Below are 11,644 nucleotides of genomic sequence, written 5' to 3'. Positions count from 1 at the left end.
CTATTTCGCTCCTTCGGAGCTCCCGCAGCCACCTACAATTCCGGCCCACACCCCTTGCGGGCCCGGCGGCCAAGGGTTAGAATGCCGCACTCAGGCGGCCTTCAGGAGTGCCTCGTGCCCACGCGACGCCTGGCCCCGAGTTCCTGTGAGATCCGCGGCCCCGCGACGCGCCGCGAAATACTGGCCCTCGCCGACCTCTATGGCAAAGCCTTCGGCCGGTATCAGCCGCTCTACGACTCGTTTCTCGACAAGCACTTCCGCCAGATGCCGCGCGAGCAGTGGCGGCTGGCCCGCGCGCTCTGGGCGCCCGACGGCTCGCCCGTGGCAATGGTGCGCGTGTGCGACCGCACGATGCGCCTCGGCGCGGCCCTGGTGCGTGTGGCCGGCATCGGCGACGTGTGCACCCTGCCCGGCCTCCGCAAGCACGGGCTGATGCGCACCCTCTTCGCCCACGTCAACCAGTTCATGCATGACGAGGGCTACGACCTCTCGCTCCTCTTCGGCATCCCCAACTTCTACGACAAGTTCGGCTTCGCGGTGGGCGCCTGGAACGCCTGGGTGCAGCTCCCGCGCGCACAGGCCGCGCGCCTGAGCGGCTCCTACAAGGGCCGCCGCGCCCGGCGGGCCGACCTCGCCGCCATTCGCCGCCTCCACGCCGACGACCTGGCCATCCGCGACGGCGCGATGGAGCGCTGGGGCGACGCCTGGCTCCAGCAGGCCCTGCGCGAGAAGCTCTGCCGCGTGCTCGCCGACCCCAAGGGCCGCGCCCGCGCCTACTACCGCGCTCGCGCCGAGGGCGATGCGCTCATCCTCACCGAGGTCAGCCTGGGCCGCAAGCCCGACCTGGACGGCGTGCGCTCGGTCCTGGCCGACATGGCCAAGGTGGCGAAGGCCTGTGAGAAGCCCAACCTGCGCCTCGAGCTCGACCCCGCTCACCCCATCGGCCGGTTCTGCATCGCCGACGGCTGCGAGACGCGCTCGTGGATCGGCCATCGCGGCGGCAGCATGGTCCGGATCGCGAACCTGGAGAACCTTTGCCGGCACATGGCGCCCGAGTGGGAGCGGCTGCTCGCCGCCTCGCCCGCCGCAGGCTGGAGCGGGCGTCTGCGCCTGAAGACCGACATTGGCACCGTGGACCTCGCTATCGCAAGGGGCAAGGTCAGCATCGTGGGCGGGGCCTCTGCGCCTGTGGGCGGGGTGTCCCCACCCCGCGACCCTGCTCTTGCCACCATCACCGCCACCCAGGACAGGCTCTGCCGCCTCGTCGTCGGCTTCCACACACCGGCCGCCGCCGTCTTCCTCGGCGAGGTCCGCATCAGCCCTGCCGCCCGGCCCCTCGCCGACGCCCTCTTCCCCGCCCGCTCGCTCGTCTTCTTCCCCTACGACCGCTTCTGAGCGGAAAGGCCCGCGAATGACGCCGAGAGAACGAATGCTCACCGCGATGCGCAACGGCCAGCCCGACTGCGTGCCCGCCGCGCCCGACATGTCGAACATGATCCCCTGCCGCCTCACGGGCAAGCCGTTCTGGGACATCTATCTCCACCACGATCCGCCGCTGTGGCTGGCCTACATCGAGGCGGTGAAGCACTTCGGTCACGACGGCTGGCTCGCCGGCCTGCCCTATCGGCTTGATTGCGACCTCAAGGAGGCCGCGGGCAGACCCGAGTGGCAAGAGGCCATCGTGGCCCGAACGCCCGACCGCATCTACACCCGCTTCCACGCGAAGGCCGGCCGCCGGCGGCAGTGGAGCGACTGGTGCAACGTCTACTACATCGCCGACCCGCCCACCTGCGGCATGCCCCTGGCCAAGGCCGGCCTGCCCACGGACCCGCCGAAGCGCTGGGAAGACGTCGAGCGCCGCACCAGTTATCCCGGCATGAGCGCCTTCCAGAAGGCCAGGGAACTCATGGGCGACCGCGGGGTCGTGCTGCCCAGCGTCGGCCTGCCCGGCCTGCGCTTCAGCCCCGAGGGCGTCTACGAGTACTATGACAACCCAACCGCCGTCATCGAGCGCTGCGAACGCGAGCGCGAGCGCACGGTGCGCCGCACCCGCGAGCTCGTCGCCCACAAGCCCGACGCCATTCTCATCGGCATGTCGGGCCACATGATCTGGAACCCCGAGCCGATCTTCCGCCAGCTCTCGCTCCCCACGCTCCAGGACGTCACGGCCCTCTGCAAGGCCGCGGGCGTGGTGAGCCAGATTCACTGCTGCGGCCCCGAATACTCGCTCGTGAAGATCGCCGCCGAGGAGAGCGATCTGGACAACATCAACCCGCTCGAGATTCCGCCCATGGGCGACTGCGACCTCGGTCGCCTCAAGCGCGAGTTCGGCAGGCGCATCAGCCTGATGGGCAATCTCCACACCACCGAGGTCATGCTCAAGGGCAGCCCCGACACGGTGCGCCGCGCCTCGCGCAGGGCCATAGACGACGCGGCGGAGGGCGGCGGCTTCATCCTTTCCACCGGCGACCAGTGCGGCCGCGACACGCCCGACGAGAACATCCTCGCCCTGATCGAGGTCGCGCGCACCTACGGCCGCTATTGAGCCGTCCGGCGCGGCGAAGGGTCCCCGCCACATTGTTCAGGGGACCCTTCGCACGTGCCCCGGGCCGTCAGGCCCGCGTCTCGATCTTCAGGTCCACCTTGGTGCCGTGGGACACGACGTCGAAGACGGGGGAGAAGTTGGCCAGCTCGCGGAGCTTGGCCGCCGGGGCGTCGCTCTTCACACGGAAGGTCACGGTGATGTTCTGGTAGCCCTTCCGCACGTCGGGGGCGAGGCCCATGAAGCCGCGGATATCGAGGTCGCCTTCCAGGGTGGATTCGACCTCCTCGATGTGGATGCCGCGCACAGCCGCGTGATAGACGAGCGAGGTGGTGAGGCACGAGGCCAGCGCGTGGAGCAGATACTCGACGGGGTTGGCCCCCTCGTCGGTGCCCAGCAGCACGGGCGGCTCGTCCGCCTCCAGCTCGAAGGTCTGCTCGTGCGGGATGTCCTGGCGGAGCGCGTGGAAGCCGGCCACGGTCGAGCGGTTCCGGCCGCAGCCGAGCCAGCGGTTGGTGATGCGGAATCTGGACTTGCCGAGGCCCGGGTCGCTGCGAAGCGCCTCTGCCTTCTCGCCCAGGGCCGTCACGTCTACGCCGTTGATCAGGGTTTCTTCAGCCACTGCCTGTGCCATGGGAGGAGCCTCCTGACTGCCAGCCGCTCGTCCCCACGGCAACTGTCTACCTCAAGTCTAGCTCGGGGCGCGCGCCCGGTCAACACAAATGTGGCTCATCACCTCATGTGGCCGCCACTGGGGAGCGTGGGACCGGGGCTGCGGCGCCGGCGAGGGCCACCCCATAACCCTCTATGCCCCAACGCCTTACGCCCTCCGGCCATTCCCGCTCACATACTTGCTCATCGCGCAGATGAGCGAGTATGGCCGGAACCGCGAGAATCGCCCATTCTCGCCCATCTACCCATGCTGTATCACTCTCCCCCTCACAGGGTTGATACAGCATGGGCAGGCTGCGCCCGCCAGCCGCTCGGCACAGGCCCTCCCGCGTCCAACCCCAACCTCCCGCGGGTTCGCAACCCGCGGGAGGTTCTCGGATACTGCGTCCAATCTTCCCGGAGGAGAGAGAGGCCGCGGAGCGGCGAAGAGGCCCGTCCCCACGCAGAGCGTAGGGACGAGAAAGAGGGGCAGAGCGTAGGGACGAGAAAGCGTAGCCGCAAGCGTCCCGCTTGCGGAGGTCTTCTTTCTCGCCCCTGCGCTCTTTCACCCTTCTCGCCCCTACGCTCCGTCATCTTCTCTTTCTCGCCCCTACGCTCCGCGTGGGGGCGATGAGCCGAACGCTCCCGCGTCCAACCCTAAACTCCCGCAACCCCAACCTCCCGCGGGTTCCCAACCCGCGGGAGGTTCCCGACTCTTCCCCGAAGACGAAGAGGCCGCGGCAGGGCCGCCTGCCTCAGGGAACACTGGGCCTGCGTCCGCCTCGGGCACGGCGATGCTTGCCCCCGGGCACAGCCTGCCCTACAATGTGCGGAACCCTGAAGGCCTGTGACCCGCGGAGCACGCGCCGCCATGCCTCCTGACCTCGATGCGCGAGGGCAGCCGTTGCCCGAGATGCCGGACGCCAAGCGGGGGCGGGCACTGCTCTTCGTCGGCCTGGCCGTGGCCGCTGTGGCGTTCGCCCTCGCCCTCCAGATCGGGCTGTGCGACAACTTCGTGGTGGCCGAGCTGGACCTCAAAGGCTTCCACAAGGGCGTGCTCGAGGCGGTGCGCGAGGCGTGCGGCATCGTGTCGCTGGGCATCCTCGCCCTGCTGGCGGGCGTGGCCGAGCCGCTGCTGGGCGCGGCGATGCTCGCGCTGTTCGCCGTGGGCCTGGGCAGCTACACCTTTGTTCCCGACTTCCGCTGGCTCCTCATCGCCAGCGTGGTGTGGAGCCAGGGGCTGCACGTGTGGATGCCGCTGCCGGAGTCCATGACGCTGAGCCTGGCGGAGCCTGGGCGGAGCGGCTTTCGCCTGGGCCAGGTGCGCTCGGCGGGGGCGGCGGGTTTCGGGCTGGGCATCGGCGCGGCGCTGGGCCTCACGCTGCTGGGCGTGCGGATGCGCCCGATGTTCCTCGTGGCAGGCGCCTTCGGGCTGCTCGCGGCGGCCCTGTGCTTCGGCATTCCGCGCGACCTCAAGACGCCGGGGCCGCGCCTCGTCTTTCGCCGCCGTTACGGCCTCTACTACCTGCTGAGTTTCCTCGACGGCTGGCGGCGGCAGATTTTCCTCTGCTTCGCGGGGTTCCTGCTTGTGCGCGAATACGGCACGCGGCTTGAGATCATCCTGCTGCTCCTGGGCACGGTGCAGGTCATCAGCTACTTCACGATGCCGTGGGTCGGGCGGCTGATTGACCGCGTGGGCGAGCGGCGGATTCTCGTGCTCTACTTCTGCACCGTCACGCTCATCTTCATCGGCTACACGTTCATCGGCAACCGCTATGCCCTCTACGTGCTCTACGTGGCGGACAACTGCTTCTCGGCGCTTGCCGCGGCGCTTACCGTGTACGTTGGCCGCATCGCCCCGCCCGGCGAACGCACGCCCACGCTGGGCATGGGCGTGGCCATGAACCACGTGTCGGCCGTCCTCATGCCCCTTCTCGGCGGGCTGCTGTGGCAGCATTTCGGCTACCAGTGGACCTTTCTCGCCGGCGTCGCCGCCGCCCTCGCGAGCATCGCCGTCGCCTTCCGCGTGCCGCCGAAGGAGTCAGGGTGATGCGCGCTCTTGGCGGGCTCCTGGCGTTCCTCTGCTCCACCCTCGCCGCCGGCGCCACGCCGCCCAAGCTGCTGTGGGGCAAGGCGTACCACGTCCTCCCCGAGACCCACAGCGACGAATCGGGCTACTTCTCGCTGTGCGAGGGCAAGAACGGCCGCATCTACATCGGCACGGCGAAGTATGGGCAGAACGCATTCCTGGTCGAGTTCGATCCCGAGACCGAGAAGCAGCGGGTGGTGATTGACACGCACAAGCTCTGCGGCCTCACCGCCACGGGCTATGCGGCGCAGGCGAAGATTCACACGCGGAACTTCGTCGGCCCCTCGGGCCGCATCTACGTGGGCAGCAAGCAGGGCTACCGCCGCGGGCCGGACGACACGGCCGACTACCCCGGCGGCTACGTGATGGCCTACGACCCCGCGGCCGACCAGGCCGAGTGCCTCGGCATGCCCTGTCGCGGCCAGGGCGTGATTGACGTGGCCGCCGACGAGGGCCGCGGCCTCCTCTACGTCGTCACCTGCGAAGACCAGCACTGGATGCTCGGCGACCTCAAGGGCAAGAGCTACCGCGAACTGGGGCCGCTGCTCGCCCCCTACGCCACCACGCTGCTCGATGCCAAGGGGCGGGCGAACGCCATCACGAGGGACTTCCAGCTCGCCCAGCACGACCCCGCAACCGACAAGGTAGGCGTCCGCGACATCGTGGTCAGCGGCCAGAGGCTCACCGCGGACGACCTCAAGCTCGGCCCCATCTGCTGGGACCTCGCTGCTGACGGGCGGACCGCCTACCTCATTCGCATGTCCGAGCCCTCGCTCTTCGCCATGGACCTGGCGAGCGAGGGGCCGACCATCGTGGCGACGAACCTCGGCCGGATGATCGAGGGCAAGGGCTTCGATTCGCGCGGCTCGCTGCGCGTGGCGCCCGACGGGCGGGTCTACGCCGCCATCCGCGTGGACAACGTGACCGGCTTCGGCGCCGGCTACCTCCACCACGTCGTCCGCTACAGCCCAAGAAAGGCAGGGGATATTGTGGGCGGCGTGTCCCCACGCCGCGATCCGCGGGACGTGGACGTCCCGCCCACAAGGAAGCCAGGCGAGATGGAAGACCTTGGCGTGCTGGCCGTGAAGAACCCCGATTTCTTCGACTTCGGCCCCGGCCCCGACGGCAAGCCGAAGCCCTGGACCCACGGCTTCCACCGGCTGCCCGACGGCACGCTCACCCCCCTCCACTGCCACATGGCCCTCCTCGTGGCCCGCGACGGCACGCTCTACGTCACCAGCATCTACCCGTTCACCCTGTTGCGCATCCCGCGCGTGCCCTGATTTGACAGGCGCGGCCGGATCGGCGATAAAGGGCAGCGGGAATCCGCCGCACGCACCCGAGACAGCCCATGACCCAACTTGGCCGCAGGCTGGCCGTGGTCGGCATCGTGATGATGGGCGCGACCATGCTGCTGTTCGGGCGGGACATCGAGCGCGCGCTCCAGGCGCGATGCGTGGCCCTCGCGCCGCTCGAGGTCGGCAAGGAGGCGACACCCGACGCCATCGCGGTCGAGCCCCGGCGCGGGTGCCAGGTGGCCGTCGAGCTGCGGCTGCGGTCGGCCTCCGTCGCGCAAGCGGGGAACGCCTATACGCCTCGCTATAGCTTTCCGTTCACGTGCACGACTCTCGGCGAAGCCGGCGGACAGCCGTTCACCCAGCAGGCTGCCCTGCGGTGGGACGACGCGACGCGGATTCTGCGCGATGAATCGGCCGATGCCTCGGGCGGCCGGGTGCACGTGCAGCACAACCTGCCGAAGTTCCGCGAACCGCTATCGGGCAAGCTGCGCGTGCGGGCCACGCTCGCGCCCGATACCGAGTTCGGCGCCACGGTCGAGTCCGCCGCGCTGAGGGTCTACGACAACGTGGACCGCCCCGCCGACGAGATGGTGGTCGCGGGCCTCGCCCTGCTTGTTGGCCCGGCGGTGATGGTGATCGGCGTCATCCTCGCCATCGTCGGGTGGGCGCGGGCGAGGCGCCAGCCCGAAGAGGAGCCGATGGCCGAACTGCCCCCCAGTGAGTGATGGGTTCACAGTATGCGGATGGTCCTGCGGCTGTGCTTCTTCCTGCTGGTCGTCTGGCTTGCCTACCTGGCGGCGCGGGCGATTTACCGAGGCGTGCGGCGCTCGATGGGGCTGCCCGTCGAGGAGCCGGGCCGGGAGCAGCGCCTCTTCCGCCAGGCGGTTCTCGGCACGCTGCCCAGCGCGATCGTGCCGTTCGCCTACCTGCACCTGGAGCCGGGCCAGGGCGGCCCGGGTGTGACGCTGCTGATGCTGCCCGCCTTTTTCGGCGCAACGGTGCTGTGGATTTCGGGCGTGAAGGGGCTTGTCGGCCTCTATCGCCTCGAGCCGCGCCTCTTGCTGCACCCCTCGGTGTTCATCTGCTGCGTGGCCGCGGCATTCGCGGCGGCGATGGCAGGGATGGCCGCCTGGGGCATCATCTCCCAGGCCGTGCCATAGGGGCGAAGCATACGGACGAACACGGACCGACACGGACGAGGGCCGGCCCAGGCGCCCGTGGCGGCATGTCCGTGTGGGTCCGTGCCAGTCCGTGTCGGCTCCCCTCACTTCACCTCGACTTCGTACCAGATCGTCTTGTGCTCCGGGCCGAGCTGGAGGAGGGCCTTGCCGTCCTTCGCGGCGGTGGCGACCGCAGCGCGGCGGTGGCCGTTCTCGTCGAGGGGGTAGAGCTTCACCCGGTCAGGCGCGGCGGGCAGCGTGATCTCGGCGGGCACGCCCTCGCACATCACGGGCTCGTCGCCCCACTGGTTGCCGAGGGTCACGCGGCCGCCGCCGAGGTCGCGGAGCTGGGCGCCCTTGTTGCGGATGTCGCCCGTGGCGGCGATGAGGATGCGGCCGGGCTTGTCAAAGCCCTCGCCGTCAATGCACGTCATCGTCACGGTTGCCCAGTCGAGCGCCGTCTTGCCGATGGCCAGGCTCACGCCGCCGCCGAGGTCGAACGTCCGCCCCCGCACGAAGCCGGTGAAGAGTTTCACCCGCGGCGCGCTCGCGGTGAAATAGCCCGCGCCCTTCTCCGAAACGTTCCACTGCAATTCCCCTGTCTGTGACAGGAGGACCTTCATCTCAGCCGCGAGCGGCGGGCTGGCGGCCGCAGAGGCCGCGGGGGCCTCCTGAATGTCCAGGCCGACGCCGGCGAGGAGCGGGAGCCGGGCGTCGAGGCCGAAGGCGCTGGTCTTGAGATTCCAGGCGTTGAGCGCGCGGTGGAGTTCCTCGCGCTCCTTCTCCCGCGGCATCCGGGCGCGGAGCATCGCGCCCGAGGTCCTCACGTCGCCCCGCAGAAACATGGCCGCGCAGGCGATGGAGTGGGCGAGCTTGGCAGGGTCGGCCTTGATGTCGAAGAAGCTCTCGATCCGCCGCGGCTCGGGGCGGTCGTTGTGGTTGTAGGCGAAGGAGTAGATGGCGTCCCAGCCCTGGAACGCGCCGACGGCGGCGATCATCGGCAGGCCCTCGGCGGCGAACTGGTTGGGCATGGGGTGGTTGTACTCGCTCACGGCGTAGGGCTTGCCGAGGACACGCCGCGCGGCGAGATCGCCCAGCGTGCCCGGCGGGCTGTTGACCAGGGCGATGTTGTTCACCGTCCAGTTCGCCATGTCCCACGGTCGCCCCGGAAAGTGCGGGTGCTGCCAGTAGGAGTGCGCGTCGCAGAAGTCCAGCCCCGCCTGGATGTGCGTGGGGCTGTAGCCCATCTGCGTGCCGGCCACGAGCGGCTGGCACTTCAACTCGTCCTTCAGGAAGCGGTACATCCCCCACCAGTAATCGCGCTCGGTGTCCCACAGGAAGTCCGCCCAGTCGTTTCGCGCGGCGGGGGTGACGCTGAGTTGGCCGTGCTTCAGAACGGGGACGGAGTCGTCCTCGAGCTTCTGGCCGGGCTCGAGGCCCACGATGCCGCCGGGCCGTAGCGACACGGCAGCCAGCTCATACGTGCCCGGCTCCAGGCTCGTGAACGTGATGCGGGCGTTGTCGTCGCTGGCGTTGGGGATGAAGCTCAGGCGGTGGGCCTTCCACTCGGGGCCGATCTCCACGCTCGTGTAGAAGCCGAGCTGGCCCCACGGCTCGTGCGCCATCATGCAGTTGAGGCTGAGGCGGCGTTTCCTGTCGGAACGGGCCCTGAACGTCAGGGTGTAGACCTGCCCCCGCTTGACGGCGAGGCCGATGTGGGCGAACTGGGGGATCCAGGCCTGGTCGCCCATCCTCTCGACGGCGACGCGGAGGAAAGGCTTGCCGTCCGGGCCGTCGGGCTGCACGCTCCAGGCGGCCTTGGCCGGGCCGCTGATCTCGATGTGCCACGGCTCAGCAAGGGGCTTGGCGAAGTCGCCGTTCGTCAGCATCTCGCCGCCCAGGGCCTGCGAGCCGACGTTCCACACCCTGGCCAGCGCCTCGGTGTTGCCGTGCTTCTTGCGGAGCCAGGCGTTCCACAGCGATCTGAACGTTGCCGCATAGGGATCGGGAAGGCGGTCCAACCCGCCCCAGCCCCATTCGGCGAAGAGGGCGTTCTCGTTGTTGATCTCGACGAACGCGATGGCCGGCTCGGCCACGTAGGCCGCCTTGGTGTAGGGGTTGACGTGGGTCAAGAGGTCGCGGGCGTATTTCTTCTGAAGCTCAATCATCCGCGGCTCGAAGTTATCCAGGCCCTTGTCGTAGTTCGGCCGCTGGTCGCGGTGGGGGAAGCCCTCCTTGTCGTCGAGCCAGCGCGAGACGTGGAGGTTGAGGTTCGTGTAGACCCCGTGGAGCTTGAGCTGGTAGATGAGGTAGTCGAGGCGTTCGAGCTTCTCGGGGTCAATGATCGTCTTGTTCGGGCTCTTGCCCCAGATCGAGTGGTTGTCCATGTGGTGCATTCGCACGCAGTTGATGCCCAGGCGTGCGAGGCGTGCGGCCACGCGCTCGGCCACTTCGCGGGGCGGGAAGCAGGCCTCGAAGCACAGGTTCGTCGCCCAGAAGCGGATGGGGCCGGCCTCGGTGGCGAAACGCCCGTCCTTCACCCGCACGAAGCCGTGCTTGCCCGCGGGCCGGGGCAGCCAGGCGCTCGCGTTCGTGATGTTGTCGGGCGCGTCGTACGAGATCACGAAGGGGAACATGGCATCCTCCGCACGGGCCATCGAGAGGGTGAGGAGAGCGAAGACGCTGAGGGCCAATCGGGATATCACGCGGGGGCCTCCTGGCGCAGGGAGACGGGAGCGACTTCGGACACCGCCATGAAAGCAGAAACGGGCGCGCCCGGCAAGGGCGATTGCCGTGCCCTCTGTTGACAGGTTTCGCGCTGCGGCTACAATGGCGGCCCGTGGGCGCTCTCACGAGTGTGCGAGGTGCGCATGAGCCAGGAAATCCCCGACGGCCTTCAGGCCAAACGCGACCAGGAGGCGCGCCGCGCGCCGCTCGAGCGCGCGGTCGAGCGCTACGCCCAGCGACGCCTCGTGCGCCGCCTCGGCGCTCCAGGGCCGCCGAAGTCGCTCCGCCCGGCCGCCCGGGGCGTGCGCTCGCTGGTGTTCCTGGTGGACTTCGAGGGCTTCCCGCGCGTGGTGCTGCGGGCGAACGACCGCTGGCTACGCGCGGCCCGCCTCGCCCACAACTTCCGCTCATTCGCGCGCCTGGGCCTGCCGGTGCCCGAGCTGCTGGTGGCCGAGCTGTCGCCGCTGGCGCGCCTGCGCTGGGGCTTCTACGCGCTCGTCGAGCGGTTTCAGGTCGGGCGCCATCCCGACGAGGCGCCCGACCGCGAGGCCGCCACCCGCGCCGTCGCCCGCGCCCTGGCCAGCCTGCACAACGTCCAGCGCCGTCGCTGGGGCTGGCCGGGCCTCCCGCGCCTGGGCAGCTACCGCGAGCACTTCCTCGAGCGCGTGGCCGAGCGTGTGGGCCACGTGGCTAAGACCCTCGCCCCCGGCCAGGACGCCCTGCTGAACGCCTGGTTCCGCGAGCGCGCCGCGGCCGCGCCGCTCGACCCTCCCTTCGCCCTCACCCACAGCCGGGTGAACTGCGGCAACTTCGTGGTGCGGCCCGACGGCGAGGCCACGCTGGTGGACCTCATCGAGGCCCGCTACGGCACCTTCTGCCCGGACCTCGTTTCGGCACTTGACCGCATCTGCGAGCGCGACGAGGGCCTGATGGCGGCGTTCCTCGATGAGTATTTCGCCCAGCGGCCGGCCGGCGCCCGCGGCACGTTCGAGGCCGCCCTGCCCTTCTTCGAGGCCAGCCGCACACTGGGCCGCGCCGCGAGCTACGTGCGACGCGTGCGCCGCGCCCAGGATGCGGCCGAGGCCGACGCCTTCCGCACGCGCCTGGCGCGCCAGGTGGCCCGCCTCGCCGAGCAGACCGGGCTGAGCCTCACGCTGTCGAAGGCGTGATTCTCCTC

General features: G+C 69.7%; 9 protein-coding genes. 7 read left to right on the top strand and 2 right to left on the bottom strand.

Going from position 1 to position 11,644, the window contains the following annotated elements; translation table 11 throughout:
* Positions 1-114: 114 nt before the first annotated feature.
* Positions 115-1,395, top strand: a complete 1,281-nt coding sequence (locus tag PLE19_18480; protein ID HPD16939.1) for a GNAT family N-acetyltransferase — start codon at positions 115-117, stop codon at positions 1,393-1,395.
* Between the two features lie 16 nt (positions 1,396-1,411).
* Entirely contained in the window at positions 1,412-2,545 is a 1,134-nt protein-coding gene (locus tag PLE19_18475; protein HPD16938.1) for a uroporphyrinogen decarboxylase family protein, read from the top strand.
* A gap of 67 nt (positions 2,546-2,612) precedes the next feature.
* Here PLE19_18475 and PLE19_18470 read toward each other — a convergent pair whose 3' ends face one another.
* The gene (locus PLE19_18470) at positions 2,613-3,176 is read right to left on the bottom strand and encodes an OsmC family protein (GenBank protein ID HPD16937.1); all 564 of its coding nucleotides are present in this window, start codon (positions 3,174-3,176) and stop codon (positions 2,613-2,615) included.
* Between the two features lie 888 nt (positions 3,177-4,064).
* Between PLE19_18470 and PLE19_18465 the strand changes: the two genes are divergently transcribed.
* The 4 genes from PLE19_18465 to PLE19_18450 all read left to right on the top strand — a co-directional run bounded on the left by PLE19_18465 (position 4,065) and on the right by PLE19_18450 (position 7,740).
* Positions 4,065-5,243, top strand: coding sequence for an MFS transporter (locus PLE19_18465; GenBank protein HPD16936.1), 1,179 nt, complete (start codon positions 4,065-4,067; stop codon positions 5,241-5,243).
* On the top strand, positions 5,243-6,565 hold the full coding sequence (locus PLE19_18460) for a hypothetical protein (protein HPD16935.1): 1,323 nt from the start codon (positions 5,243-5,245) through the stop codon (positions 6,563-6,565). Before PLE19_18465 ends, PLE19_18460 begins: the two co-directional genes overlap by 1 nt.
* A 68-nt stretch (positions 6,566-6,633) precedes the next feature.
* Entirely contained in the window at positions 6,634-7,305 is a 672-nt protein-coding gene (locus PLE19_18455; GenBank protein HPD16934.1) for a hypothetical protein, read from the top strand.
* Between the two features lie 12 nt (positions 7,306-7,317).
* The gene (locus PLE19_18450) at positions 7,318-7,740 is read left to right on the top strand and encodes a hypothetical protein (protein ID HPD16933.1); all 423 of its coding nucleotides are present in this window, start codon (positions 7,318-7,320) and stop codon (positions 7,738-7,740) included.
* A 104-nt stretch (positions 7,741-7,844) separates the two neighbouring features.
* Here the strand turns inward: PLE19_18450 and PLE19_18445 are convergent, their stop codons facing one another.
* Complete coding sequence (locus tag PLE19_18445) at positions 7,845-10,445, bottom strand: carbohydrate binding domain-containing protein (GenBank protein ID HPD16932.1); 2,601 nt, start codon at positions 10,443-10,445, stop codon at positions 7,845-7,847.
* A gap of 165 nt (positions 10,446-10,610) precedes the next feature.
* On the opposite strand from PLE19_18445, the gene PLE19_18440 reads away from it, so the two are divergent.
* Positions 10,611-11,636, top strand: coding sequence for an aminoglycoside phosphotransferase family protein (locus tag PLE19_18440; GenBank protein ID HPD16931.1), 1,026 nt, complete (start codon positions 10,611-10,613; stop codon positions 11,634-11,636).
* The last annotated feature ends 8 nt before the right edge of the window (positions 11,637-11,644 follow it).

The organism is Planctomycetota bacterium, from assembly GCA_035384565.1.
In the GTDB taxonomy this organism is placed as follows: Bacteria; Planctomycetota; PUPC01; order DSUN01; family DSUN01; genus DAOOIT01.
This window is presented reverse-complemented; position numbering and strand designations above follow the sequence as displayed.